The following is a 25,707-nucleotide window of genomic DNA, read 5'->3' as shown; positions in this document are numbered from 1 at the left end:
CCACCGGGCGGTAAGATGGGCGAGACGCACCCCCGCTTCCCTCCACGCTCACGGCACCGATGAACCACCCAATTTGTGGCGACGCGTCTCCGGCCCCCACTTTTCCCGTTGCGCGCCCGCGGCGGTTGCGCTACAACCCGCTCGTGCGCGAACTGGTGCGCGAAACGGAACTCTCCCCGCGCGACCTGATCCTTCCACTCTTCGTGCGCCCCGGCAAAGGCGTGCGCCAGGAAATCAGCTCGATGCCGGGCAACTTCCAGTTGAGCACCGACACGCTCGTGGACGAGGTCGGCGCGGCCCGCGATCTGGGCATCAAGGGGTTCATCCTGTTCGGCATCCCCGAATACAAGGACGCGACCGGGTCCAGCGCGCTCAAGGACGAAGGGATCGTGCAGCAAGCCCTGCGTGCGCTCCGCAAGGCACACGGCTCGGACGTGCTCCTCATGACGGACGAGTGCTTCTGCGAGTACACCGACCACGGGCACTGCGGCATCCTGTGCGACCGCGGCGGCATCCTCGACGTGGACAACGACGCGACGCTCCCCATCCTGGCGGAGCAGTGCGTGAGTCACGCGAGGGCGGGCGCGGACGTGATCGCGCCCAGCGGCATGATGGACGGCATGGTGCGCGCGATCCGCACGGGACTGGACGATGCGGGGTACAAAGACATCCCGATTCTGAGCTACGCGGCGAAGTACGCGAGCGGGTTCTACGGCCCGTTCCGCGAAGCGGCCGAAAGCCCGCCGTCGTTCGGCGATCGCAACACCTATCAGATGGACCCGGGCAACGCGGACGAAGCGATGAAGGAGGTCGCGATCGACCTGGCCGAAGGCGCGGACATGATTATGGTGAAGCCGGCGCTGTCGTACCTGGACATCATCCGGCGCGTGAAGGAGAAGTTCCGCGTGCCGGTGGCGGCGTACAACGTGAGCGGCGAGTTCGCGATGGTGAAGGCGGCCGCCGCCAAGGGCTGGATCGACGAGCGCCGGGTGACGCTGGAGATCCTCACGAGCATTCGCAGGGCCGGGTCCGACATGATCCTCACCTACCACGCGCGCGATGTCGCGAAGTGGCTGAAGTAACCGAGAGGCATTATGCCAGGGTGCGTTCTCCGTGTTGACGGAACTGACTTCGATCCCGATGCGTTCCTGGCCGTCACGCGGGGGAAGTACCTCCGGTTTCTTGGGGCGTTTCCTTACACGCTTCAGGACCGGGACTAGTGGGCGGCGTGGTGTCAGGAGTCGTACTGACCCCTCCCCCGAACAGCGCCGCGCCGAGCTTTCGCCGCGCCCGTTTCCACTGCTTCTCGACTTCCTCGTCCGGCATTCCAAGTTCTTCCGAGATACCCGTATAAGGAGCGCCGAGTATCCGCATGCGCGCAACCTGTATCTCGTCGTCCGTGAGTTGCGCGAACGCGGTCTGCAGTTCCGCGAGCGCCGCGGTGCGATCAAACGGAGGTTGTTCTGGCAGAAACGTGTTGGGATAAAGCTCTACGATCTCCAGTGGTGGGCCGCCCGCCCGCATTTCAACAGGAAGCGGAAGCGGAAGTCCGGCCTTATCGCCGTCACTGACGAGTTCGATGATCTCAGCCGATTCAGTCGGCGGTTTGGCTCCCGGAAGCGGAGCGGCCCAGCGATTGCGACGGTTCATGGTCCACGCTCCACGAAGAAATGTGTGTCAGCAACGACCGCCCACCGCCCTCTCCGCCATACCGAAGCGGGGAGGAGCCGGATCAACCGAACGGTGTGCCTCCCGGCGCCACGAAGTTGGACGTTTTGTAGGCGAAATACACGGTCGCGGACCAACTCATCTGGGCGAAACGGCACCAAGAACGGGCCGTACTGCTCGATGAGGTCTCGTCGGTTCAGACGCGGACAATCGTCCCACCACACCCGTAAATAATACTCGACCGGATTCGCACGGTTAAGGTAGAACCGCGTGAACAAGTCCAGCCGCCCGAAGACGCGAGGGAACTCGGTGTCACCTGGCACCTCGCGCCAGTAATTCACGTCCAGTAGATCGGACGTGCGTGCCCCGCTCCCGTACTGTCGCGTTGTCAAGTTCGCGACGAAGTGGTGCACGCTCACTCTTCGACTCATCGGGCGATCTCCGCGGCTCCAATTCACTCTACCCCATCGTTCTCGGTGGTACAATTCGCTCGGCGTTCGCTCTGAACCGCTCCCGCACTCCCGGTGTCCGTGTTGCCATGAGTGATGGCATGATCGAACTTGACGGCTCGGAAGGCGAAGGCGGGGGGCAGATCCTGCGGTCGGCGCTCGCGCTTTCGATCCTCACCGGGCGGCCGTTCAAGCTGGTGAACATCCGGGCCAACCGCTCGAAGCCGGGGTTGCAACCGCAGCACCTGATGTGCGTGCGCGCGGCGGGCACGATCAGCGGCGCGGTGTACAAGGGCGCCTCGAACGGGTCGTCCGTGCTGTACTTCGAGCCGGGGCCGGTCAAAAGCGGTGACTACACGTTCTCGATCGGCACCGCGGGCGCTACGGCGCTCGTGCTCCACACGGTGTACCTCCCGCTCGCGCTGCGCGGCGACAAGCCGAGCACCGTGACCGTCACCGGCGGCACGCACAACCAGCACGCTCCGTGCTACCACTTCCTTGAAACCACGTGGGCCGCGTACCTCGTGCGAATGGGCGTTCAGGTCGAATTGGAGATGGTCCGCCCCGGCTTCTATCCGCGTGGCGGCGGCGAGATTCGCGCGGTGATCCATCCGTGTTCCCGTGTGAAGGGGCTCTCGCTCCTGACGTGCCCGGAACTGACCACCGCGGGCGGGTTCAGCGCGTTCGCGGGGTTACCGGAATCCGTGGGTAAGCGCCAGGCGCGTCGGTTGAGTGTGCAGTTGAAAGCGGAGGGCGTCGAGTCGCACATCCCGGTCGAAGAGTGGGAGGCCGCGAACCCGGGTAGCGTCGCGGCGGTGATCTTCCGGCAGGCGCCAGTGCCGGCGCTGTTCTTCGGGCTCGGCGAGCGCGGCAAGCCGTCGGAAAGTGTCGCCGACGACGCGATGCACGAAGCCGTCCCGTTCCGCGACGCAAAGTGCCCCGTCGATCCGCACTCCGCCGACCAACTCTTGCTCCCGCTCGCGTTCAGTGACGACGCCAGTGAGTACCGCACCTCGGAAATCACGCGGCACCTGACAACCAACGTGGAAACCGTGCGGAAGTTCGTGGATCGTACCATTCAGATTGAGGATGGCGAACGCAAATCAGGGGTTGTGCGCATCGCCCAGCGGGTATAATGCCGCAACCCTTTTGGAGCGACCAACACGCGATGACCGGCACCGCGGAAGACCTGACGATGCAGATCGCCCAAGTGGTACCCTGCACCGAAGCCGAAGGACCGGGCAAGCGGTTCGCGCTGTGGTTCCAGGGGTGCCCGCTGCGTTGCCCCGGGTGCTGCAACCCGGAGTTCCTGTCGTTTAAGGGTGGCGCAACGAAAACGCTCCGTGAAATGACCGCGTCGATTCAAAAAGCACGCGACGAAAGCGGCATTGAGGGAATCACGCTGCTCGGCGGCGAACCCACCGCTCACGCGCCCGCGGCTCTCGCACTCGCACAAGCCTCTCGCGAGCTCGGATTGTCCGTCATGATTTTTAGCGGATTCACCATCGAAGAATTGCGGGAAAAGGCCGATCCGGACATCGTGGAGTTGATCGGCCTGACGGACATTCTCGTGGACGGCCCGTATCTCCGCGAAGAGCCCGATACGGAGCGCCGGTGGATCGGTTCCCGCAACCAGCGCATCCACTTCTTGACGCCGCGGTACTCCTACGACGAACAGTGGCGGACGAAGAACACACTGGAGATCCGCGTCGTCGGGCGCGAGATCAGCGTGAATGGCTTTCCGGCCGCGAATGCTGTAGGCTTGTGGAAGGGTTGGAGACGCAAAAAACCGGTCCCGCTCCCGATCGCCCCTGAGACGAAAAGCACCACGCACGAGACCGACGCCAAATGACGCGCGCTGCGCCCCCACCGTCTCGACCGCCGGAACCGGACGGGCCGCGGCAGGTGTCGAAGTTCGAGTTCAACCTGCTCCGCATCCTGCGGTTCCTCGTCGGGCATTTCCCGGCCGATCAGGGTCTGCAACTCGTTCGCACCGCGACCACCAAACCGGACTGCATCAGCGGCGGCGCGGTCGATCTGGTGAAGGACACGCTGGGCAAAGCTCTGGTGCTGTTCCTGACGCGCGCCGGCGGTTGGCGGAACGACAAATACTTGCGGACCCACGCCCCCGTCGCCGGGCGCGTCTGGGACCGCATCCCGCTCGACGAGCGGACGCTCCAGTTCTCGCGCCCGGTGTTCGATTTCCTGTTCTGGCTGACGGCCGAAAAGGTCCATGAAACGAAACTGATGTGGGACGCGGCACCGAAAGCGCTCACACCAACCGACGAGTTGTTCTTCGCGCTGGCGTTCGACGCGATGCGGTCGGACCCGGACGTGCTCACGGTCCTGCGGCGCAAGGACACGTTCGCGCGGAACCCGTTTTGCTGGCTCATTGCCCCGCAAGACGCGGCCGACCCGGAGAGCACCAAGCCGCAACCGCCCGATTTCGCCCCGATGTTTACGGGACTGAGCGCGGTGCTTCTGGAGTGCATGCAAACGCACCTCACGCACCGCTGGGTGAAATCGGAACGCGACAAAGGACAGATCGGCGACTGGAAGAAGATGCGGCACCAGGGACAAGCCGAATTTGCGGCCCTGCGGGGGTTCGTCCAAGCAGCGGAAGTCGCGCGCCGAACGGACCTCGCGCGGTTCGTCTTGCGAACCAATGCACAGGTGCTTCAGTCTGATTTAACGCCGGTGTTCTGGACGGGCGGGTTACAGGGGAGCGGCCCGCAGCGCCTCGCCGACCGCCTGGAGACGCAGCGTGCCGCGCTCGCACTCCCGCGCCAGATGGAAGTTCTGGAAACCTGGCAGGAGCGTGCCCGGTTCGTCGGGTATTTTGACGACGACTACCAGGCCAGTCAGATGTGGAAGGCGGACTGGGAGGCGGCCAACGGCGATCGCGTCGCCGCCCGCGCTCGCGCCGCGGTCGAAATGCTCGAACCGCTCCGCGGTCCCGTGGCCGGACAGCCCGGAGCGGGCGGCACAGCCTCGGGCGGCGAAAACCCCGAAGGTAGCCCCGGCTAATCGAGAGCCGATATCCGTTCCGAACGACGCTTTCGTAGGGTGGGCAGCGTCCACCACCGGCACCGACCCGAATGGTGGGCACGACCCACCCTACAGGAGTAACCATGAGCCGCGCGTACCGCATTACCGTGAAAGAATCCGAGACCCGCAATCTCAAGGCCGGGGACGAGATCTGCACGGAACTCGAGATCCTCGAAATCCTGCCGCCCGAAGACATGGCCACGCTCCTCAAAGAGGAGCTCAAGAAGCGCGGGTTTGAAGAACAAGACGACGGCACGATGACCCGCAAGGACGGCGAGCTGACGGTGAAGATCGACCCCTGCACCGGTGAGGTTTCGGTCAAGGCCGAGACCGAAGAAACGATCAACCAGGAAGTGAAGCGCGAGGCCACCGGCTTCAACGACGTCGGGCCGAACGAAAAGAACCTCCGCGAGAAGGTCAAGGACCAGCTCAAGCAAGACCTCGACAAGAAGTTCGACCAGGAGCAGTCGCGGCTCCAGGGCAAGGCGACCGAGGCGCTGGAAAAGCACCTCCAGGAGCTCCAGCCCGAAATCTCCGAAGTGGTCAACCAGGTGACCCGCGACGCGCTCAAGCAGAAGGCCCAACAGATGGGCACCGTGAAGGAAATCAGCGAAGACCCCGAGAGCGGTTCGCTCACGATCAAGGTCGAAGTGTGAACCTTACGGTCGGTGCCACAGGGCTTCCGCCCTGTGCTACGGAAGCCGGCCCCTCCGGGGCGAAGAGAAAGCCGCGCTGTCTTCCGCCCGGAGGGCCGGCTGTTGTAGCACAGGGCGGAAGCCCTGTGACCTTTAAGACTCCGAATCCTGACCCCCGCGACACATGAGCATCACGATCACCGAAAAAGACCTGCCCACCTCGCTCACGCCGGGCGAAGCAGTCGAGGCAGCGTACAGCCAGGAACTCGCGGAGGTGGCCAGCAAGCTCATCCGCGGGCTGCCCACGCTCATCGAGTGCGACAAGGAACTCGCGCCGTACCTGTTCATGAATGTGCGTGACCGGCTGCGCCAGGCCAAGCTCCAGTGCATCTACCTCGACGGCCGGCAGCGCGACCCGCAACAGGGCGCGATGCCAATGGGCCTCATCGGGACCATGATCGGGCAACTGCGCGACGCCGTCCGCGGCGCCACCGAGCGCCGAGTCGTTGTGCTTCCGCACCTGGACCTGCTCACCACCAGCCAGGGCGGGCTCACGAGCGAAGCGCGCGAGGTGATTCCGCTCCTGTACGAGAACCCCGAACTCGTGTGGCTCGGGTTCAAAGACCCGTCGTTCTCGCTGCCGAAGGTGATCGAGAACCTGTTCCCGCACTGGCTGAGCATCCTCGGCACCTCGCGGAACCGGTTGCGCCACCTCATCACGCAGAAGGAGAGCCGCAAGTTCGGCAAGGACTTCTCGCCGTGGCAGCTCTACAAGTACGTCTCCGGCGTGAACGCGGTGCGCCTGCGCCGGCTGCTCTCCACGCTCGAGGGCGAGGACTACCCCGCCGACCCGAAGCGCGCCTACGCGCAGGTGCGGCAATCGACGCTCAGCGGGAACATGGAGATCCCGTCCGTCGATCTGGACAAGGACATCGGCGGCTACGTGAAGGTGAAGGCGAAGCTCAAGAGCGAAATCCTCGACACGCTCTCGAAGCGCGACCGCGCCACGGACCCCGAAGAGGTCTCGCGCCTCGAAGAGCTCATTCCGCGCGGCATGATCTTCTGGGGGCCACCGGGTACCGGTAAGACCTACTTCGCGAAGGCCATCGCCGCGAGCATCGGCGCCGCGATCACCATCGTGTCCGGCCCGGAACTGAAGTCGAAGTGGGTCGGCGAATCGGAAGAGAACCTGCGCCAGATCTTCCACAAGGCCCGGCAATCGGCGCCGTCGATCATCGTGTTCGACGAAATCGATTCGTTCGCCACCGCACGCGGGACGTACACCGGCAGCGGCGTCGAGCACTCGATGGTGAACCAACTGCTCACCGAAATGGACGGGTTCCACAAGGACGAACTCGTGTTCATCGTGGGCACGACCAACTTCGTGGAGTCGCTCGACCCCGCCCTGCTCCGCCCCGGCCGGTTCGAGTTCCACATCCACATCCCGTACCCGGACGACGACGACCGCCGCGCGATCTTCGAGATCTACAACAAGAAGATGAAGCTCCAGTTCACCGAAGAGGCGATGGAGTACGCGATCAACCGCACCGGCAACCGGTACATGACGCCGACCGGCACCGCGTTCAGCGGCGACCACCTGAACGCCCTGTGCCGATCGGTGGCGCGCCTGCGGATGCGCGAAAACATTACCGGCGAAACGACGCCCAAACTGATCGAAAAAGCGATCACCGAGTTCGATGAGAAGGTGGAGGTTCACGAGAAGGATCTACCCGTCGTGGCCACACACGAGGCCGGGCACTTCCTCGTGTCCATCTTCTGCGAGCACCACCAGCAGCCCGAGAAGGTGACGATCCAGAGCGACATGCCGTGGGCGCCGTTCTTCACGCAGTTCAAGCACGAGAAGAACCGGATCGGTATGAGCCGCAACGAGATGCTCGACCAGATCACGGTGCTGTACGGCGGGATCGAGGCGGAGCGGTTGCTCGTCGGCGACGTGTCCACGGGCGCCAGCGGGATGGGTGCAGCGAACTCGGACCTGTCGCGGGCGTCGATGTTCGCGGAGTACATCGTCGAGGTGTGCGGGATGTCGAACCTCGCGGCCCCGCTGCGGTCGTTCCGCGACCACAAGGGCGACCGGCAGGTGCTCTCCGGCTCAATGGCCGAAGCGATCGACCGACAGGTGAACACGCTCATCGTCGAAGCCCAAGCCCGCGCCGCGGCGATCCTCACCAAGCACAAGGCGGACCTCCTGAAGATCCGCGACGAGCTGACGGAGAAGAAGACGATCGAGGGCGACCGGACGAAGGAAATCATCGAAGAGTTGCGGGCGAAGTACCCGAAGGACGTGGGCGCGCCCGGCCCGGAAGTGAAGCTCGGCACCGGCGCCGGGACCACGACCGAAGCGAGCGGCGAGAAGAAGCCCGCGAAGAAGAAAGACGACTAACGCTCGTGGCGAACGGCCGGTGTGAGCCGGCTGGTGGGGGGGGCAAAATGGAGATCCGCGAGCGGCGAAATCCGACTACGGGGAAGATCGATTTAATCATCGTAGTCGAGTTCCCTGCGACGCCGATTGAGCACGAGCAGATGCACCGCACCCTTGTCGAGAAACTCATCGACAAGGGAGTTAAGCCCGAGGACATGGGCGAGATCATCATCGAGCGCGAGAGCGCCTGACCGAAACCGAGCACTCAACACAAAGGCGTTTCGATGGCCGAAATGATTATCATGCTCCGCCGCGACCCGAACACCGGCAAGCAGAACATCATCATCAAGCTCGACTCCGACCCGGACGCGCTGCCAATCGAGCACGAGCAGATGCACCGCGCGCTGGTTGAGAAGCTCATCGGCAAGGGCATCAAGCCCGAAGACATGGGCGAGATCATCGTCGAGCGCGAGAGCGAAGCGCAACCGGCCGGCCCGGTGAGCCAGCCCAACGAGCCGGAAAAACAAAAGGCCGGTAACAAGGGCTCGTAGTTCGCTCCGCCGGGGAGTCCCGTGGTGAAGAGCAAGCCGGGCGAACGGCGGCGTAAGCCCGCCGGTAGAGCTACCAAATCCGGTGAACGACTTGGTGGAAAAGCAAATGTGGGTTGATGCTTAACCGGCGGGCTTACGCCGCGCCGTTCGCAAATACCTGCTGCAATTGCTCGCTGGTGGAGCTCGAACACCCGACCGGCTATCGCCAAACGTACTCGCACTCAAACTCAAGCACAGCCCTTTTCGCAGTTGAACCCATGATCCTGCTGTTCCCCGATCTCGACACGGTTCGCCTCGCCCTCACGAGCGGCATCGTGCCCGCGGACGTCACCCTCGCGCCCGCGGCCGTGAGCTTCGACGACCAGGGCAAGATCTACGTCGAATCGACCGCGAACCTCACGCGCACGGTCACCAAGAACCTGGACCGCATCGGCGTGAAGGGATCGAAGCGCCACGCCTCCGATAATCCGCAAGAGATCACCTGCTGGCCGCAGTTGCTCCCGGTCACGCGCGACCCGATCGCGCCCACCGTCTCGAACCAGGCCCCCGTGCTCTTCGAGCTGGAGAAGGCGGAAGACCTGCCCACGCTCGTCTCCGAAATGCTGCGCCTGGGCAACGACCGGCAGGGGTTCCGGTGGTTCGCGACGGACGGCGACGGCGAGAGCAAGCGGGTGTTGCTCCGCGTCATCGGCCCGCCGTACTACACCCTGCTCCGCGCGGTCGACAGTAGCTCGTCCGGCACCGCGGGCACGATCCGCGCCTACCTGGAGCGCGCGCCGCGGGTGTGGGTCGAAGTCGGGCACACGCTCCCGCTCGCACAGCAACTCCGCGTGTCCGATAAGCAACTGCTTCTGATCCGCGAACCGCGCGAGTGGCTCTACCTGGACGAGGCCCCGTTCCAGGACGTTTACGACATCATGCAGTTCAAACTGCCGACGGCGCCGGTGGGGTGGACCGAGACCAAAGCGCCCAAGAAGATGTCCGTCCCGCTGAAGCTCACCGGCGGGAACGCGAGCGACACGGCGGAGCTGTGGGTGCTGCGGGAGAACGCCGTCGAGCAGCTCGATACGCTCGTGCGCGACTCCGACGACCGCTTGCTCCAGCGCCTCATGTTCGCGGTCGCGACCGACGCACAGGGCACGCGCACGGTCGTGCTCCGCGTGCGCCCGTCGAAGCTCACGCCCCCGGTCCTCGCGCTCGACCACGCGCTCGCGTTCAAGCCGTTCTGGAAGCTGCCGAACCTGTTCCTCCCGGTCGGCAAGCGGCTCCACCCCACGCTCCGGCGCGACGCGGTGCGCAAGCTCCTCGCCGACGACGCCGATCAGGTCGTGTGGCTCTACCCCGACGACAAGAGCGGGTTCACGCCGGAGTTCATCCCGGACGCCGCGTTCCGCTCGATCGAGGACTGGGTCGATTACGTCATCGAGGCGGAACAGCAGGCGCTCGCCGCGTGGATCGAGGCGACGCGGTTCGACTTCGATCACTTCGTGTGCAAGGACGTGGGCGGCCCGAAGAACAAGCCGGACAAGGGCGACAAAGACCCGAAGGAGAAGGACGACGACGTGAAGGCGCCGAAGGGCGTCGGCACCGCACCCAAAGCCGGCGCGAAGGGCAAGCCCGCGGGCGGTAAGCCCACAACGTCCGCGGAGTTCCTGCCGCCCGTTGAAGAGGTGAAGAAGCCGAACGAGTGGAAGCTCAAGGCCACGGAACTGGAAACTCAGTTCCTCGCGCTCGAAGGCCCGCTTGATGGCCCCGAGCGCCAGGCGATTTGGCCCGAACTCGCGGCCGCCTATTCGGGCGCCAAAGAGCCGATGGACGCGGCCATTTGTTGGCTCGACGCCCTGTGGGACGCGGACCCGCTGCCCCCGGCGTGGCTCGCGGGGTGGGTGCGGAGCGAGCTCCCGAGCGCCGGGGCGACCATCAAGGCCGACGAGTTCGACAAGCTCCTGCACCACACGGGGTCGGGGCTGGCCGAGTCGCGCGCGGTGGTGTCGGCGTTCCTGTGGCTCGCGTCGCAACAGCCGGTCCCGCCGTGGCTCCTCGCCCGGCTCCCCGCGGTCCAGAACTACCTCGAGACGCACGACAGTTCGCTCCCGGTCCGGGCCGTGTGGCTCGCGGGCTTCCGCCTCGCGCAGCTCTCCGGTGCGGACGTGCTGGGGCTCGCCCGGGTCCGCGACCGGCTCCTGAAGCGGCTGCTCGAGCAGGGGCTCCAGGCCGAGCGCGACCTGCCGTACTTCCTCCGCGTGGCCGGGGTGAAGGACTCCGAGCGCATGCGCGTGGTGCGCGACAAGTCGATGGAGCTGCACACCACGATCCGCAAGTGGATCGACGACTCCGCCGCGGTGCAGAAGAACGAGCACCTCAAGGCGAACCACCCGCTCGTGGACCTGCTGTTCGCGTTCGCGGTGGCGAAGCTCGGCGAGACGACGCAGGCAAAGAAGCTCCTCGACGACGCGCGCAAGGTGATGGAGGGGCCGGTCCCGGTCAGCACCAACCCGCAGTCCGAACAAGCCGTTACGGGGGCCATCGTCCGCAACTTCTTGTTCAAGGCGTTCCGGTACCGCATCGAACAGGTTCTGGCCGGCAAACCGCACACGGGACAAATGGCCCCCGAGGTGCTCGACGATCTGGAAGAGATCACCAAGAAGCTCGGCTCCGGCCCGGTGAACAACCCGTACAAGCTGGCGAAGTACGTGGTCGATCGGATGCGCGAGCAGTCCCGCATCATGGAGCCGCACGAGAAACCGGACCCGTATGCCGACTGGACCAAGCACAGTGACGACACGAAGAAGGCGCTGGCCGAATTGCACACGATCCGCGACCCGAACAAGCTCGCGGAGCGCGTTCGCAAACTGTACAAGGACGGCGTGACCGGGAAGCCGATCAAGGAAGTGCAGTTCCACGTTCTGCACGAAGCGCTCCCGCTCGCGGCGCGCGTCAGTGAAGCGTTCACCGTCGAACTGCTCGCGCTGGTACCGGCCGCGCTCCAGGGCACCGGCGGGGCGAACGAATCGCCCGACATGCCCAAAAAACAAGGTGAGCTGCTCGAACGCGCGATGTTCCAGGCCGGGCACTTCGCCCGCGAAGACATTGTGAAGAAACTCGTGGACGACTTCACCGCGCTCGTCCACACGAAGCCGCAGGACATGCGGTTCAAGCTCATTAACGTGGTCGCGGGCCAGTGTATGCGGAGCCTCAAGAAGCTCGGGCTGTCGAACGAGATCGACCGGTTCCTGACGAAGCTCCACAGCGAGGTTCTGGGCGGCGCGTCCACCGAGGAACTGAGGAAGAAGCACCAGGCCAAGCCGGAAACGTGGGCCGCAGTGCTCCAGACGCTCCTCAACCTGGCCGGCGGGTGGCTCCATTTCGGCCGCCAGGACCGGGCGAACCCGATCCTGGAAGCGGCGCGGAACGAGTTGCTCAACTCGAACGCGGTCTCGCTCCAGCCCAAGGACTACACCGAACTGGCCCGGGCCTATGTCACCGCGCTGGGCCAGGGGCAGGCCGAGAGCGCACTGGTGCGGATGGTCGAGTTGTTCAAGCGGATGTCGCCGGCGAAGATCACGAACACGTGGACGACCGCGCAATACTACTCGCGGTTCCACCTGAACCTCGTGGAGGACGTGATCCGGGCCGTGGTGAACGACGACGCGGCCCTCGGCCCGTCCGGGCGCCGGTGGCTCGACGACGACGAGTACCTGGTCCGCCGCCGCATCCACGCGGACATGAAGCGGAACCTGCTGAAGAGCAACCTGTGACGGCGAACCGCTAGAAACTCGAAATCCCAATCGCGAAATCCGAAAGAAGTTACCGTCAATCGCACGGATTCGACCGGCCTTCTTTCGTGTTTCGTACTTTGAATTTCGGATTTCCCGTCTGCGGGCACTACACTTCGGACATGCCCGCACTGTTCTTCCCGAACCTGGACGCCCTCCGGCTCGCGCTCGCCAGCGGGCTCGTGCCGGTCGCGCTCACGTCAGCGCCGGTGCGGGCCCGGGTGGACGCGCCCCACATCTGGATCGAACTGGACGAACTTTTACCCCGCGAAACGATCACCGCGCTCGGGCGCCTCGGAGTGATCGCGCTCGGCACCCCCGGCGCGCCCACACAAACGACCCGCTCCTGGGCCGAACTGCTCCCGCTCCGTAAAGCCGCTCCCGGTCCCGGGCCGGTCCTGTTCGATGTGCCGGACAAGCTACTCGCGGCGTTCGTCGGGCGCCTTCGGCGCCTGCGCGCGGGGCCGACCGGTGTTCACTTGCTCCCCGAGCCGCACACGGGCCGCGCGTGGGTCACAGTTCCCGCGCCGCCGCTCGCCGTTCTGCTCTGGGCCGAGGAGCCGGGCGCGCCGGTCCGCGCGTACCGACAACAGTCACCCGACGTGTGGACCGCGCGGGGGTGGGAGCACCCGCTCGCGGGGCACCTCACGGTTCCGGCCGGGTGCGTGCTGCTGTGCGATCCCGAGCGCGGCGCGACCGCGGTCGCAGCGCCCGTACCGCTCCCCGTCGATGACGAATTCGCTCTCACCACCAAAACGTGCCCCACCGCGGCACCGAAATCCGCCGCGCGGGTCGAGGTCCGCTTCCGGCTCTCGCGCTGCAACGCGCCCGTGAGCGAATCGCTCTGGGTACTCGCACCGCCAGAGCAAGAGGGCTTCCGCGAGTTCTGCCGCAACGCCGACGAGCGCCTGCTCCGCCGGTTCCATGTTGCGACGACTCAACTCGGAACAGAAACGCGCGTGCTCGTTCGGCGCACGCCCGAAGACGACGCCACGGCGCTGCCCGTGTCCGCTGACGGGTTCGGTGCGGACCCGCGGGTGCCGGCGCTGTTCGTACCCACCGGCTACGCGCTGCGCCCCCGGGTCCGCACCACGGAACTCGTGCGCGAGTTGCGGCTCGCCGCCGAGCACCTTACCTGGCTCGAACCGCACGGGCGCAACGAGTTCGCGGTCCACGCGGTCGCGGTCGCGGCCTTCCGCCCGGTGAGCGAACAGATCGAGTACGCGGCGCCCGCGGGTACGGCGCTCGCGGCACTGCGAATCCCCGCGGACCCGTTCCCGTTCTCGAAGTTCGCGCTCCGGGTCGAACCGGTCGCCGAACCGGAGCCGGAAGTCGAAGAGTCAACGGACGAGTACCCCGCCCTGCCCGCCGAAGAGGAGCCGAGTTGGGTCGCGAAATCGGTCGGCCTCATGGTGAAGTGGTTGCGCGGGCGGAGCGCACACGAGTCGGCCGAAGCGGGGGCGCCGGCGCCCGACCCGAGGGCCGCGCGCCGGGACGATCGGAAGGCGCGCCCCACCGAACCGCAGGGCGAGCGCGTCGAGCGGAAGCTCAGTTCCGCGGACGCGCTGTTGCACGGGCACGACCGCGCGGCCCGGCGCCACGACCTGGAGAGCCGGTTACTCACGGACTTCCCGAAACTCGGCCCGGACGAGCGGGCCGCGCGCTGGGCCGAACTCGCCGGCGTGTACGGCGCGACCGGGCAGGCGCTCGACGCGGCCGTGTGCTGGGTGAACGCGACCTGGGAGTGCGCCGCGCCGCCCGCGGAGTGGCTCGAGCAGTGGGCGGAATCGGAGTGCCACGCGGTGAAGCGCGGCGACCGCACGGTCGGACTGGACCGGTGGCTCGCCGAACCGGGGCGCCCCGGCACCGGGCGCGTGGTCGCGGCGCTGGCGGCGAGCGCCGGGTTCCAACCGACTCCCCCGCCGGACTTCGTCGCGGCCCTTCCCCGCGTGCTCGCGGTGCTGGACCAGCACTTCGACGACATTCCCGTTCGCGGCGCGTGGTTGGCCCGGATCGCGGTGGCGCGATCGTGCGACGGCGACGTACTCGGTCTCGCGCGCTGGCGCGACCGGCTCGTGGCCCGGTTACACGATCGCGGCCCCGGCTTGGACCTGGACGAACCCTCGTTCTTGCGCTTTCGCGGACCGGCCAGCGCGGAACGGTTCAAGACGGCCCGCGAGTGGCTCACGCGCGTCAAGGAGCCGGTGCTGGCCTGGGTGCAGCGACACACGGGCGGGGGCCGGTTCGCGTGGACCGGGCTGGAAGCCGAAACGGACGCGACCGCGGTGTACGCGCAGTTCCTTCTCGCCTGGGGCCTCGGCGCGCTGGGCGAACGCGCCCGCGCGCGGGACTGGTCCGCACGCGCACGAAAGGCCCTCACCCGTGCGAGCGGCCCCCAAGCGGACCCGGCCACACACGCACTACTCGGCGACCTGTTCCTTCACCGGATCAAGGACGCCCACGAGGGCGGCGCACCCAAGTCGGGGCTCCCGCCGGAACTGCACGAGCGCCTGGAACGGCTCCCCGAACTCGCGCGCTACGCCGTCGATCGACTGCGCGAGCACTGCCGCATTCTGGAACCCCTCGGCGGGGTGCGCGGGTCCGCGCTGGCGCTGAAAACGCTCTGGGGAACCGACCGGCTCGGGGAGCGCCTATCAGTATTCGGTTCGCGCACCAGCGCGGCCCAACTCAACGACGAGGCCCGGGCACTGCTCGCGGTGGCGAGCGCGGAACCGACCACCGCGACCGTTCCGCGCATCGTCTTCGCGCTGTTGGAAGTCGCTGCGCACCTGGAGCCGCCCGTACTCGAGCCGCTCCTCGCGCTCGTCCCAACGGCACTCGACTGGATGGAAGCGTGGGTGCGCACGGGCCGCTGGCGCGAGGACGAACGCGCCGCGACCGTGGCGCGCTACCAGAAGTCGATGCTCGATACCGCGTTCGCGGTCGCGCCGGCCGCAACCACCGGTACCCTGCTCCGCCATCTGGCGCGCGGCGCCGCGACCGGTCACTTGCTCGCTGCCGCGACTGCCGCGGCCCCCCGAGCGTTCCGCGCCGCGCGCAAGTTCGGGCTCGTGGCGGACGCGGACGCGCTCATGCGCGTCTTGGACCCGGCCGGCGCGGAGTGGGGAACGCAACCGGTGACGGCGGAACGGGTCGGGTTGGCGATCGGGTGGTTCGCGGCGGGCGACGAGGAGGCCGGCAACCGCGTCCTGAACGCGGCCCGCGAGCACCTGTTCCTGGCCGCGCCGAACGACCGACAGGAGCGCACCGCGGTGGCACTGGCATACGCGGAAGCCCTCGGGTTCGCGCCGGCGGGTATCGCGCTGGGGCGCCTCGAAGAACTGTTCCAGCGCCTCGACCGCGTCACCGTGGGCGGGTCCACGAACTGCTACTTCACACTGCAACCGCTGCGGCTCATCGACACCGTGGTGCGCTCGGTCGTAACGGACGAGTTCACCCTCGGCGCCACGGTCCGCGCGTGGCTCGACGAGGACGAGTTCCTCATCCGCCGGCGCATCCACCGCGACATGGCCGCGCTCCTGCGCGAGAGCGAATTGGGTTGATCGTCTTATCTCGTAATCGTCGAACTGTGGTAAACGAGCCGCGACCGCAAGGGAGCGGGAGGCACAACAGTTTTTCACGAGCCGCGACCGCAAGGGAGCGGGAGGCACAACCAGTTCCTAGCGGTTGTCGCACCACAACCGGGAGTCACGGCCCGCTCCCTTGCGGTCGCGGCTCGTAACCCAACGAAGCCGCACTTACGTGGCCGGGCGGGTGAACTCCATGCCCTTCGTTCGGCGGTTCTTGGCTGCTTCTTCCGACCTGACCAGTTGAACCACGTCTCGTTGGCGGAGGCCCGCCCGACCACTTCAGACGGGACGCCCGGGACGAATGATCTCGCCCGGGCCTTTGATCGCCGTCAATTTTTCTTCGGCTTCGGCTCGTCCTTGCCCTCGTTCGTCCACTGCCGGCCGATGGTGTTCATGTCCTTCGGCAAAGCCACGCTCGGCACGTCCAGGCCGAACTCCTTGATGCGCGCCTCGCGGATCTTATCGGTCTCGACTTTGAATTCCTTGTCGCGCTGGGCAACGACCTTGGGGTCCGCCTGCCCGTCGCCCATCAGCGACCAGATGAGGAGCGGTTCGCCGGTCGGCACCGCGGTGGAGGGGTCGGGCCACGTGTGCCACGCCTTGCCCCACGTCTTGATGACGACCTTCATGAACTTCATCTCGTCTTCGGCCGACATGCCCGGGGCGATGAGCCCGCCGCCGAGGACTTCGTAGGTGTGCGCGTGCCAGTACTTCTTCTCGGTGTCCGGCAGTTTGCGGTACGCTTCGTCGGAAATGAGGTACTCGACGCCGACGAGTTTCGCGTTCTTACCCGTGCCGTCGAACAGCGTACACTGGAACACGTCCCCCTCCGACCCGCCCGTATGCGCAGCGCAATAGTGCTGCGTGACGAACTGGAGTTTGGGGTTGTTCTTGGCCATGTGAATGCCGCAGAAATGGAAGTGCGGCGCGGACATCGGCCCCTCGCCCTTCGCCCCGTGGTCGGCCTTCGCGCTCGCTTCCGCGACCGCGCCACACACGGGACCCGCGCCCAGCGCGGTCAGCGCACCGAACAACTCGCGACGATCCATAAATGCACTCTCGAGTAGGGAGCATGGAACCGAAGGACGGCAACGCCCCACGCGGCCGTCGTGAGATACGCCCGCACTCTCGCGCCCCGGGCGCAATGACATTGGCATCGCAATTTGTGTCGCGAAAGAGCGGTGTCGAAATTGTTATTGCGTGCCCGGGGCGGCTGCCAGTGAATTATCGGTAGCGCGGTGATGATTAACTAAACTGATGTCCAAAGTGTGAAAACGAACGGCCCTGCAAACCTGATTTCTTTGGCCTGATCGACGGCAACAGCGACTTGGACGCGAGCGGAAAAAATGGTTCCACTTCTTCGCTCGTCTCAGGATCGTCTGGTTGGACGAGCCGCGACCGCAAGGGAGCGGAAGCGCCCCCGCTCCCTTGCGGTCGCGGCTCGCTACAGAGCCTGAAATCGGACTAATCGTAGCCGAAAACGGCCATACGAAACGCACGAACCCGGCACATCAACAACTGGAGAAACTCTCCGCGTCGATGAGCCGGGTTCGGGTGCGACTTGCGGGTGCCTTAACTCATAACCTCGACGACTTCTTCTGTCGCAACCGGGGCGGGAACGCTCACCAACTCCTTCGGCGTCACCGCATCGAGCGGCGACTTGTCCGCTCGCGCCGGTTTCAACAGCCCCACGAGCACTAACGAGACCGCGGCCGTACCCGCTGCGACCCATCCCACATTCGGGTACCCGATCGCGACTCCGGGCTTGATCGTCACGAGCGCGCCGGCGATCAGCGGAGCGAGCCCCGTCGCCGCGTGCTGAACGGACGTGTTCACGCTCATGAACGCGCCGCGGTTCTTCGGTTGAGCTACTCCCAGGAGCAGTGCCTGAACCGGCACCATGCGCCCGGCCGCGGCCACCATGAACCCGCTCATCACGACCACGGCCACCCAGAGCGGACCGGGCGGCAGATTCGTCACCACGATCGCCATCACGAGGGCCGCACTCCCGAGCACGCGGAACAACCCGAGTCGCGGAACCCGGTCCGCGAGTCGGCCGACAACGGTCATGCCGAGAAGCGTGCAAACACCGGCTACGAAATAAATTTGCGAGAGCTGCCCCTCCGTCCAGCCGTTGATCGCGGTCAGGTACGGCCCGATGAACGACGCGACCGTGAACGTGCCCAGCACCAGGAAGAACGAGAACGCGAACGCACCGAGGTAGCCCCGGTTGCTCACAACGTCCCCGAACTCGGCCCAGCGGTTCGGGCGCGCAGCCGTCAGGTGCCCGCGGATGGGTGGTAACTTCGCCCAGGCGAGTACCCACACGAGCCCGCTGAGTCCCGCGAGCGCGACGAACGGCGCGCCCCGGCCGAACCACTCCGCGAGCATCAGCCCGGCCGGGAGTCCCGCAATCGACGCGACCGCAAACGACGAGATCACGGCCCCGCTCGCGCGACCGCGCTTCTCGGGCGGGAACACGTCCCCGATCACGGACATCAGCGCGACCGCGGCCGTTCCGCCGAACGCCCCCGCCAGCGTGCGCGAGACCAGGAGCCACTCGTACCCCGCGGCGAGACCGCAAAACAGCGTGCTGAGGGTGAACCCGGCGTACATCGCGAGCAGAACGGTTTTCCGGTCGAACCGGTCCATCACGAAACTCGCGAGCAAACTCGCGATCCCCGCCGCCCACGCATAAGCCGACACGATGTGCGCGAACTGCCCTTCCGTAAGAGACAGTTCTCTCATCAACCGGCCGCCGAGCGGCATGATGATGACGAAGTCCACCATGTGCGTGAACTGGATGGCGACGAGAACGAGAATCAGCCCCCACTCGGCCCGCGTGATTTTCGCGGACGGGGCACGCGGTCGCGAAGCGGGTTCTTCCGATACGGCCATCAAGCTCCTCCAAACGGCAGGCAACACTACGAATACCCGAAACGGGCGGGCGGATTACAGGGACGTTTTGCGACCCGAACAGGATCGCGCGAGAATCACTTCACAAGCGAATTTACCGACGCCGACACGAATAGAGTTCACCCGTTCCGAACGCGGATCGGCCCGGATACGAAGCGCAAACGCCCCGGAACGATGGGGTTAGCTCTCACTGATGTGTGAGTAGACCGTCCGACTCAAGATCTCGTGTGCGCGTGCCCGATTCGGAGAGCGGGCGATTTCGGAGTTTTTCGTGGGTGTTCGGGAACTCCGGGAGCGGCCCCGCGTCAGAATGTAAGAAGCGGCTCGCGGCACCCGTCGATCACTCCTAACTGCTTGCACGGGCCGAACTTTCAGGATACACTCGTTCTTCACACCTGCCGGGTTGAACCCACCGGCTCAAATCGGAGCGATTCATGTTCGGGACCACCGATCGTCGGCACTTCATGGCACACGCGGCGGCCGGTGCCGCTGTCGCCGTTCCCGGCCTTTCGTTCCTCGCCGGTCTCAAGGCCCGCGCCGCGGACCTCAAGAAGAAGCAAAAGAGCCTCATCGTCCTGTGGATGGGCGGCGGCCCGTCGACGATCGACCTCTGGGACATGAAGCCGGGCAGCCCGAACGGGGGCGAGCACAAGCCCAAGCCCACCGCGGCCAGCGGTATCGAGATCACCGAGCACATGCCGAAGGTGGCCGAGCAGTTCAAGAACCTGTCCATCATCCGCTCGCTGAACTCGCTCGAAGGCGACCACGCCCGCGGCACGTTCATCATGAACACGGGCAAGCAGCGCAGCCCGATCCTCGACTACCCCTCCGTCGGCTCGGTCCTGTCGTACCACCAGAACCTCGACCCGGAAGCCGCCAAGAACGCGGACATCCCGGCCTTCATTTCCGTGGGCGGCACCCAAATCGGGTCCGGCTTCCTCGGCATGAAGTACGCCCCGTTCACGGTCCAGAACCCGGGCCAACCGCCGGAAAACGTCTCCTCCGCCGTCGCCGACGACCGCACCGTCCGCCGCGCCGCGATCTTCGAGCGGCTCGAGGGCGGGCTCGTTCAGCACGCCGACAAGAAGCCGGTGATGGACGCGGCCCAGGCCCACAAAGAAGTGTACGAAAAGGCCCTCAGCCTCGTCGTCTCGACCCGTAAGGAAGTGTTCAACCTCGAAAAGGAAATCGACGGCAAGGCGATCGACACGAAGCTGAAGGAAGAGTACGGTGCGGCCGGGGCCGGCGCCAACAACTTCGGCCGCGGGTGCCTCCTGGCCCGCAAGCTGGTCGAAGCCGGCGTCGCCTGCGTCGAAGTGAGCCTCGGCGGTTGGGACATGCACAACGGCATCTTCAACGCCCTCGCCACCCGCACGCTCCCGACGCTCGACAAGGGCATGGGTACGCTGATGAAGGATCTGGCCCAGCGCGGCCGGTTGAAGGACACCGTGGTGGTGTGGATGGGCGACTTCGGGCGCACCCCGCGCATCAACCAGAACGGCGGCCGCGACCACTACCCGCGTGCGTGGAGCGTGGTCGTCGGCGGCGGTAACATCAAGGGCGGCGTCGCCTACGGTGCGACCGACAAGGACGGCACCGCAGCCACCGACAACCCGACGGCGATCACCGACGTCTACGGCACGATCTACCGCGCCCTCGGCATCGACCCGACACCGGAAACCAACGCCAGCGTCCGCGACAACCTCGGCCGCCCCTACTACGTGGCCGGCGAAAAGCCGAACGAGAAGACCAGCTCCTACTGGATCAAGGAACTCGTCAGCTAAGTGAACTTGCACAGTAACGCAAGATGGCCGGGGCAAAAGCTCCGGCCGTCTTCGTTTTTAGAGCGGGGGGAAGACGCAATCCGCCGCAGATGAACGCGGATTAAGACCAAAGGCAGATTGGCCACAAAAAAGCACAAAGGGCACAAAAGAAGACCGAAAACCAAGTCGAGAAAGTAGTAACGGAACAGAGCGACTTTTGAGGTTCTGTCTTCTGACCTCTGATTTCTGTTCTCTTGGCTCGCTTTTGTGCCCTTTGTGCTTTTTTGTGGCCAATCTGCCTTTGCTTATCTCTTGTCCGATCCGTGTTTATCTGCGTTTATCTGCGGCGGATTTGCTGACCGTCGACAGTCACAGATCCTTTGACGATCGCGCTTTGAAGAACTGGTCGAGCTTCCCTTTGCTCGCGTCCCCGGTCTTCAACCCGTCCTGGAACCACTTCACTCGCTGTGCGGACGTGCCGTGCGTGAACTTCTCCGGGTGAACGAAGCCGCCCGAGCGCTTCTGCAGCCGGTCGTCGCCGATCGCGTTGGCGGTTTTGATCGCGGAGTCCACGTCGCCGGGCTCGATGAAGTTGAACTTCTTCTGCCCGTGGTGCGCCCACACCCCGGCGAGGTAATCCGCCTGAAGTTCCAGGCGCACAGAGCCGTCGTTGTCTTTGGGATCGGCGTGGTACCCCAACAGGCGCTGAACGTGGTGCCCGACCTCGTGGGCGATCACATACGCCTTCGAGAAGTCCGCTTTGGAGCCGCCGAGCTTCCGTTCGAGTTCTTCAAAGAACGTCGGGTCGATGTACACCTTCTGGTCGACCGGGCAGTAGAACGGGCCGACCGCGGACGGCGCGTGACCGCACCCCGTATCGACGCTGTTGCTGAACAACTCCAGTTGCGGCTTCTTGTAGCGCTTCCCCATCTTGTGGAACTCGTCGTCCCACACTTCCTCGGTGGTACCGAGCACCTTCTGGGTGAACGTGAGTGTCTCTTTGTCCGGCGGTGCGCTGGGGCCGACGGCCTGCCGCCCCCCGCCGAGATCGACACCGAAAATCAGCCCCAGGATGACGACGAGGATGCCACCGACCCCACCGACGGCCAGTTTCCCGCCCATCCCGCGACTGTCCGTAACGTTGCTACTTTCCGGGGCGTCGTCGAGTTGCATTGGCTGGGTCTCTCGAGGGTTTTAGAAGCGCGCGTGGCTTCAGGTTTTCCGTTCGATGCTAACAGCGTGCCGTTGCAGTTCTTCCAGATCGACGTACTCGAGCGCGTGCATGTGCGTGGCCTCGAGGACGACCGGGCAGGCCATCCCCGCTTCGAGCGACTGCTTCCACCGCGTGATGCACACGCACCACCGGTCGCCGGGGCGCAACCCGGGGAACCCGTACACCGGAAACGGCGTGCTCAGGTCGTTGCCGATGTGCTGCTGGTGCGCGAGGAACTCGGCCGTGACCTGGCAGCAAATGGTGTGGAGCCCCTCGTCTTCCGCGCCGGTGTTGCAGCACCCGTCGCGGTAGAACCCGGTGAGCGGGCTCATGGAACACGTTTGAAGGGGGCCACCGAGGACGTTCTTCGCGTTGGACGGCATGGCTACGATTCCAGAACGAGGGGACGAGCATTAACGCTCACACCCTCCATGATAGCCAAGATTCGCGTGCGCACAGTAACCGAGTCCATGATGAGCGTGTGAACTGCGGGAACCAGTTCCGGTTCGGCGCCGGCCACGCGCGTTTCTGCTACCGCCACGACCCCATCGTTCGGCTCGGCCCCGAACGGGCTCCACCGCCCGCACGGGCCGGCGGTCCCGGCAATCAGCGTGAACGGCACGCGCAGTTCGGGGAGCTTCGCGAACGCCTCCGCCGATCCGAGGAACCGCCCGCAATCGCGGGTGTAGAGCCGGAAAAGTGGGAACCACCGCCAGGCGAGAGTTGCCATTCGCGGTACCGACGCGGGAGTGCCGAGCGTCACGAAATGATGGACCTTCAGTTCCGGTACCGCAGTTAGTGCCACACGCAGAAGCAAGCCGCCGAGCGAGTGCCCGACGAGCCCGACCGGTTCCCCTCGGGCCGCGATCGCCCGTAACCGCACGGTCAGCCGGCGAACGATTCGCGGAAGTGATTCGAGAGCCGGTAGGTAGCCGAAGAACCGCGTGTGGTGCCCGGCGCGTCGCAGAGCGGCGGCCAGTCCGAAGAGCGATAGTGGAGTGCGGCCGAGACCGTGGACGAGAAGCATCTGCATAAACAATAAATTCGGAACCCGAAGCACGAAATTCAAAAGAGAAGCAGGGCTTTCTTTACTTTTGAATTTCGTACTTCGGGTTCCGAATTTACTCCCATTAGGACGGGAGCAGATCCTTCACCACTTCTTGTTCCTGGAGCAGTTCGTCCAGCGTCTTCTTGAATTTCTCCTGGCCGAACGCATCAAATTGCAGCCCCTCGACGACCTTCCAGTTGTTGTCGCCGGCCGCCGTGCAGGGGTAGCCGAACACCAGCCCCGGGGGGATGCCGTACTCGCCCTTCGAGACGATCGCGGCGCTGGTCCAGTCGCCCGCCGCGGTACCGCGAACGAGGGTCTTGATGTGATCGATGGCCCCGTTCGCGGCCGAGAACGACGACGACACCTTCGTCGTGTCGATGATGAACTTCCCGCGGTCCTGCGTGTTCGGGACGAAGGTGGTTTCGAGCCACGCGCGGTCGGTGATGACGCTCGTCGCGGGCTTGCCGCCGATCTTCGCGTTGGTGAAGTCCGGGAACTGTGTGTTCGAGTGGTTACCCCAAATCGTGACGCAGGTGATCGCGTCGTTGGTCACGCCGGCCTTCGATGCGAGGGCGGACACGGCGCGGTTGTGATCGAGCCGGGTCATCGCGTGCCAGCGGTCCGCGGGAACGTCCCGCCCGTTCTTGTAGGCGATGAGGCAGTTCGTGTTACACGGGTTGCCGACCACGAGGACGCGCACGTCACTGGCCGCATTCTTCGCGATGGCCTGCCCCTGCCCGACGAAGATCGGGCCGTTCTTGCGGATCAGATCCTTGCGCTGTTCGCCCGGTCCGCGCGGCGCAGCACCCACGAGCAGTGCGTAGTTGCAGTCCTTGAACGCGACGTTCGCGTCGTCAGTAATAACGACGTCCTTGAGCGTCGAGAACCCGCAGTCCTGGAGCTCGTACATCGCGCCTTCGAGGTTCTTCAGCGCGGCCGGCAGTTCGAGCAACTGGAGGACGACTTTCGTTTCCGGCCCGAACACTTCACCGGACGCGAGCCGCACGATGAGACTGCTGGAAACGCGACCGGCCGCACCGGTCACGGCCACACGAACGACCTTCGACATTGGGTGTACTCCGAACGGCGGCTCAACGGGCCACCGGGTGAGGGTAATTGTGTTGATCTACGCCGGTGGCAGCCCCAAACAAGAGCGAGGCCGAGCCGCGATCCGCAGAAACGAAATCGGGTCGCCGGATGAACCGGCGACCCGATCATTAAACGCGCTCAACGCCCGACACGCGCCGAACCGGCTGTGCGGTTCGGCGATTCAAGCCGGCGGAGCGATTCAATAATGAATTCGATTCCCCGATGAAGCGCCCGCGGCTGTGTGGAGATTGGATGAATAATACGATCAAAGGACCGCGACGCTCCGCAACCGCCCGTTCCGACCGCCCGACAACTCCGCGCGGCACTGGAATCGTCCCGGCCGAGCCATACCGTAACTAGTGAACGCGGACTCCGGCACTGCGGCTCGCCATGCCGCACCGAGCGCCGGACACACTTGCAAAACGGGAGACAACTGAGATGGCCGTAAAGGTCGGGATCAACGGGTTCGGGCGCATCGGGCGGCTCGTGTTCCGCGCGCTGGTCGATCAGGGGCTGTTGGGCAAACAAGTGGACGTGGTCGCGGTCAACGACCTCGTGCCGGCGGACAACCTCGCCTACCTGCTCAAGTACGATTCGACCCAGGGCCGGTTCGCCGCGGAAGTGTCCAGCAAGAAGTCCGCGGGCGCGGCCGAGGACGACACCCTCGTCGTGAACGGGCACGAGATCAAGTCCCTCGGCCTGCGCGCCACGCCCGAGCAGATCCCCTGGAAGGACCTGGGCGTCGAGTACGTGATCGAGAGCACCGGGCTGTGGACCGCGGCCGCCAAAGCGCGCGGGCACATTACCGCGGGCGCGAAGAAAGTCATCATCTCGGCCCCGGCCCAGGAAGAAGACATCACGGTCGTGATGGGCGTCAACCACGACAAGTACGACGCCGCCAAGCACAACATCGTGTCCAACGCGAGCTGCACCACCAACTGCCTCGCGCCGCTCGTTCACGTGCTCCTCAAGGAGGGGTTCGGGATCGAAGAGGGGCTGATGACGACCGTCCACAGCTACACCGCGACCCAGAAGACGGTGGACGGCCCCGGCGGGAAGAAGGACTGGAAGGGCGGGCGCGCCGCGGCCGTGAACATCATCCCGAGCACCACCGGCGCGGCCCGGGCCGTCGGGCTCGTGTGCCCGGAGGTGAAGGGCAAGCTCACCGGCATGTCCTTCCGCGTGCCCACGCCGACCGTCTCCGTGGTCGACCTCACGGTCAAGACCACGAAGGCGACGAGCTACCAGGAGATCAGCGACGCGATGAAGCGCGCGAGCGAGACGTACCTCAAGGGCGTGCTCGTGCATACCGCTGACGACGTCGTCTCGTCGGACTTCATCCACGACCCGGCCAGCAGCATCTTCGACGCCGGCAGCGGCATCGAGCTGAACAACAAGTTCTTCAAGCTGGTCTCGTGGTACGACAACGAGTGGGGCTACAGCAACCGCTGCGTGGACCTGCTCAAGCACATGATTTCCAAGGCGTAAGCGCCCGCGGCGAACGGTCGGCGTGAGCCGGCCGGTGGCACAACCGGGCGCCCCCTGCGGTGCCCCCCACCGGCCCACTCGTGCCGA

19 protein-coding genes are annotated in these 25,707 nt (G+C 65.4%); 12 read left to right on the top strand and 7 right to left on the bottom strand.

The genetic code is table 11. The annotated features are described in order from the left end of the window. Positions 1 to 59 precede the first annotated feature (59 nt). Positions 60 to 1,082, top strand: a complete 1,023-nt coding sequence (gene hemB, locus J8F10_RS33350) for a porphobilinogen synthase (protein WP_210661212.1) — start codon at positions 60 to 62, stop codon at positions 1,080 to 1,082. A 73-nt stretch (positions 1,083 to 1,155) separates the two neighbouring features. On the opposite strand, the gene J8F10_RS33345 is transcribed toward hemB, so the two are convergent. Beyond that, positions 1,156 to 1,650, bottom strand: a complete 495-nt coding sequence (locus J8F10_RS33345; RefSeq protein ID WP_210661210.1) for a sigma-70 family RNA polymerase sigma factor — start codon at positions 1,648 to 1,650, stop codon at positions 1,156 to 1,158. Positions 1,651 to 2,218: 568 nt separating this feature from the next. On the opposite strand from J8F10_RS33345, the gene rtcA reads away from it, so the two are divergent. From rtcA to J8F10_RS33305, 9 genes are all read left to right on the top strand, one after another. Continuing rightward, on the top strand, positions 2,219 to 3,253 hold the full coding sequence (rtcA, locus tag J8F10_RS33340; protein WP_210661208.1) for an RNA 3'-terminal phosphate cyclase: 1,035 nt from the start codon (positions 2,219 to 2,221) through the stop codon (positions 3,251 to 3,253). Continuing rightward, on the top strand, positions 3,253 to 3,969 hold the full coding sequence (locus tag J8F10_RS33335; RefSeq protein WP_246523730.1) for a 4Fe-4S single cluster domain-containing protein: 717 nt from the start codon (positions 3,253 to 3,255) through the stop codon (positions 3,967 to 3,969). The genes rtcA and J8F10_RS33335 overlap by 1 nt, the downstream gene beginning before the upstream one ends. Beyond that, positions 3,966 to 5,144 (top strand): hypothetical protein, encoded by a 1,179-nt coding sequence (locus tag J8F10_RS33330; protein ID WP_210661206.1) that lies wholly within the window; start codon positions 3,966 to 3,968, stop codon positions 5,142 to 5,144. The genes J8F10_RS33335 and J8F10_RS33330 overlap by 4 nt, the downstream gene beginning before the upstream one ends. A gap of 104 nt (positions 5,145 to 5,248) precedes the next feature. Beyond that, complete coding sequence (locus tag J8F10_RS33325) at positions 5,249 to 5,821, top strand: hypothetical protein (RefSeq protein ID WP_210661204.1); 573 nt, start codon at positions 5,249 to 5,251, stop codon at positions 5,819 to 5,821. 163 nt (positions 5,822 to 5,984) lie between these two features. Further along, on the top strand, positions 5,985 to 8,204 hold the full coding sequence (locus J8F10_RS33320) for an AAA family ATPase (protein WP_210661202.1): 2,220 nt from the start codon (positions 5,985 to 5,987) through the stop codon (positions 8,202 to 8,204). A gap of 47 nt (positions 8,205 to 8,251) precedes the next feature. Further along, the gene (locus J8F10_RS39525) at positions 8,252 to 8,434 is read left to right on the top strand and encodes a hypothetical protein (RefSeq protein WP_246523728.1); all 183 of its coding nucleotides are present in this window, start codon (positions 8,252 to 8,254) and stop codon (positions 8,432 to 8,434) included. A 33-nt stretch (positions 8,435 to 8,467) separates the two neighbouring features. Next, positions 8,468 to 8,734 carry a hypothetical protein gene (locus J8F10_RS33315; RefSeq protein WP_210661200.1) on the top strand — a complete coding sequence of 89 codons (267 nt, stop codon included), beginning with the start codon at positions 8,468 to 8,470 and terminating at the stop codon, positions 8,732 to 8,734. Between the two features lie 257 nt (positions 8,735 to 8,991). Continuing rightward, on the top strand, positions 8,992 to 12,492 hold the full coding sequence (locus J8F10_RS33310; RefSeq protein ID WP_210661198.1) for a hypothetical protein: 3,501 nt from the start codon (positions 8,992 to 8,994) through the stop codon (positions 12,490 to 12,492). Between the two features lie 140 nt (positions 12,493 to 12,632). Next, positions 12,633 to 16,073, top strand: coding sequence for a hypothetical protein (locus J8F10_RS33305; protein ID WP_210661197.1), 3,441 nt, complete (start codon positions 12,633 to 12,635; stop codon positions 16,071 to 16,073). A 356-nt stretch (positions 16,074 to 16,429) separates the two neighbouring features. On the opposite strand, the gene J8F10_RS33300 is transcribed toward J8F10_RS33305, so the two are convergent. Both J8F10_RS33300 and J8F10_RS33295 read right to left on the bottom strand, forming a co-directional pair. Then, positions 16,430 to 17,149, bottom strand: coding sequence for a DUF1264 domain-containing protein (locus tag J8F10_RS33300; protein WP_210661195.1), 720 nt, complete (start codon positions 17,147 to 17,149; stop codon positions 16,430 to 16,432). A gap of 523 nt (positions 17,150 to 17,672) precedes the next feature. Further along, positions 17,673 to 18,998, bottom strand: coding sequence for an MFS transporter (locus J8F10_RS33295; RefSeq protein WP_210661193.1), 1,326 nt, complete (start codon positions 18,996 to 18,998; stop codon positions 17,673 to 17,675). 452 nt (positions 18,999 to 19,450) lie between these two features. Between J8F10_RS33295 and J8F10_RS33290 the strand changes: the two genes are divergently transcribed. Continuing rightward, entirely contained in the window at positions 19,451 to 20,800 is a 1,350-nt protein-coding gene (locus J8F10_RS33290; RefSeq protein WP_210661191.1) for a DUF1501 domain-containing protein, read from the top strand. Between the two features lie 348 nt (positions 20,801 to 21,148). Here J8F10_RS33290 and ypfJ read toward each other — a convergent pair whose 3' ends face one another. From ypfJ to J8F10_RS33270, 4 genes are all read right to left on the bottom strand, one after another. After that, entirely contained in the window at positions 21,149 to 21,952 is an 804-nt protein-coding gene (gene ypfJ, locus J8F10_RS33285; protein WP_210661189.1) for a KPN_02809 family neutral zinc metallopeptidase, read from the bottom strand. A 39-nt stretch (positions 21,953 to 21,991) separates the two neighbouring features. After that, positions 21,992 to 22,375, bottom strand: coding sequence for a DUF2237 family protein (locus J8F10_RS33280; RefSeq protein WP_210661187.1), 384 nt, complete (start codon positions 22,373 to 22,375; stop codon positions 21,992 to 21,994). A 2-nt stretch (positions 22,376 to 22,377) separates the two neighbouring features. Beyond that, complete coding sequence (locus J8F10_RS33275; protein WP_210661185.1) at positions 22,378 to 23,025, bottom strand: alpha/beta fold hydrolase; 648 nt, start codon at positions 23,023 to 23,025, stop codon at positions 22,378 to 22,380. Between the two features lie 97 nt (positions 23,026 to 23,122). Further along, positions 23,123 to 24,112, bottom strand: a complete 990-nt coding sequence (locus J8F10_RS33270; RefSeq protein WP_210661183.1) for a malate dehydrogenase — start codon at positions 24,110 to 24,112, stop codon at positions 23,123 to 23,125. Positions 24,113 to 24,570: 458 nt separating this feature from the next. Here J8F10_RS33270 and gap point away from each other — a divergent pair, with 458 nt between their 5' ends. Next, positions 24,571 to 25,620 carry a type I glyceraldehyde-3-phosphate dehydrogenase gene (gene gap / locus J8F10_RS33265; protein ID WP_210661181.1) on the top strand — a complete coding sequence of 350 codons (1,050 nt, stop codon included), beginning with the start codon at positions 24,571 to 24,573 and terminating at the stop codon, positions 25,618 to 25,620. Positions 25,621 to 25,707: the final 87 nt, after the last annotated feature.

The organism is Gemmata palustris, from assembly GCF_017939745.1.
GTDB classification, from domain to species: domain Bacteria; phylum Planctomycetota; class Planctomycetia; order Gemmatales; family Gemmataceae; genus Gemmata; species Gemmata palustris.
This window is presented reverse-complemented; position numbering and strand designations above follow the sequence as displayed.

Bases quoted from the DNA above. Each gene is read 5' to 3' on its own strand.
- hemB (WP_210661212.1), top strand. From the start codon at position 60: ATGAACCACCCAATTTGTGGCGACGCGTCTCCGGCCCCCACTTTTCCC.
- J8F10_RS33345 (WP_210661210.1), bottom strand. From the start codon at position 1,650: ATGAACCGTCGCAATCGCTGGGCCGCTCCGCTTCCGGGAGCCAAACCG.
- rtcA (WP_210661208.1), top strand. From the start codon at position 2,219: ATGATCGAACTTGACGGCTCGGAAGGCGAAGGCGGGGGGCAGATCCTG.
- J8F10_RS33335 (WP_246523730.1), top strand. From the start codon at position 3,253: ATGCCGCAACCCTTTTGGAGCGACCAACACGCGATGACCGGCACCGCG.
- J8F10_RS33330 (WP_210661206.1), top strand. From the start codon at position 3,966: ATGACGCGCGCTGCGCCCCCACCGTCTCGACCGCCGGAACCGGACGGG.
- J8F10_RS33325 (WP_210661204.1), top strand. From the start codon at position 5,249: ATGAGCCGCGCGTACCGCATTACCGTGAAAGAATCCGAGACCCGCAAT.
- J8F10_RS33320 (WP_210661202.1), top strand. From the start codon at position 5,985: ATGAGCATCACGATCACCGAAAAAGACCTGCCCACCTCGCTCACGCCG.
- J8F10_RS39525 (WP_246523728.1), top strand. From the start codon at position 8,252: ATGGAGATCCGCGAGCGGCGAAATCCGACTACGGGGAAGATCGATTTA.
- J8F10_RS33315 (WP_210661200.1), top strand. From the start codon at position 8,468: ATGGCCGAAATGATTATCATGCTCCGCCGCGACCCGAACACCGGCAAG.
- J8F10_RS33310 (WP_210661198.1), top strand. From the start codon at position 8,992: ATGATCCTGCTGTTCCCCGATCTCGACACGGTTCGCCTCGCCCTCACG.
- J8F10_RS33305 (WP_210661197.1), top strand. From the start codon at position 12,633: ATGCCCGCACTGTTCTTCCCGAACCTGGACGCCCTCCGGCTCGCGCTC.
- J8F10_RS33300 (WP_210661195.1), bottom strand. From the start codon at position 17,149: ATGGATCGTCGCGAGTTGTTCGGTGCGCTGACCGCGCTGGGCGCGGGT.
- J8F10_RS33295 (WP_210661193.1), bottom strand. From the start codon at position 18,998: ATGGCCGTATCGGAAGAACCCGCTTCGCGACCGCGTGCCCCGTCCGCG.
- J8F10_RS33290 (WP_210661191.1), top strand. From the start codon at position 19,451: ATGTTCGGGACCACCGATCGTCGGCACTTCATGGCACACGCGGCGGCC.
- ypfJ (WP_210661189.1), bottom strand. From the start codon at position 21,952: ATGCAACTCGACGACGCCCCGGAAAGTAGCAACGTTACGGACAGTCGC.
- J8F10_RS33280 (WP_210661187.1), bottom strand. From the start codon at position 22,375: ATGCCGTCCAACGCGAAGAACGTCCTCGGTGGCCCCCTTCAAACGTGT.
- J8F10_RS33275 (WP_210661185.1), bottom strand. From the start codon at position 23,025: ATGCAGATGCTTCTCGTCCACGGTCTCGGCCGCACTCCACTATCGCTC.
- J8F10_RS33270 (WP_210661183.1), bottom strand. From the start codon at position 24,112: ATGTCGAAGGTCGTTCGTGTGGCCGTGACCGGTGCGGCCGGTCGCGTT.
- gap (WP_210661181.1), top strand. From the start codon at position 24,571: ATGGCCGTAAAGGTCGGGATCAACGGGTTCGGGCGCATCGGGCGGCTC.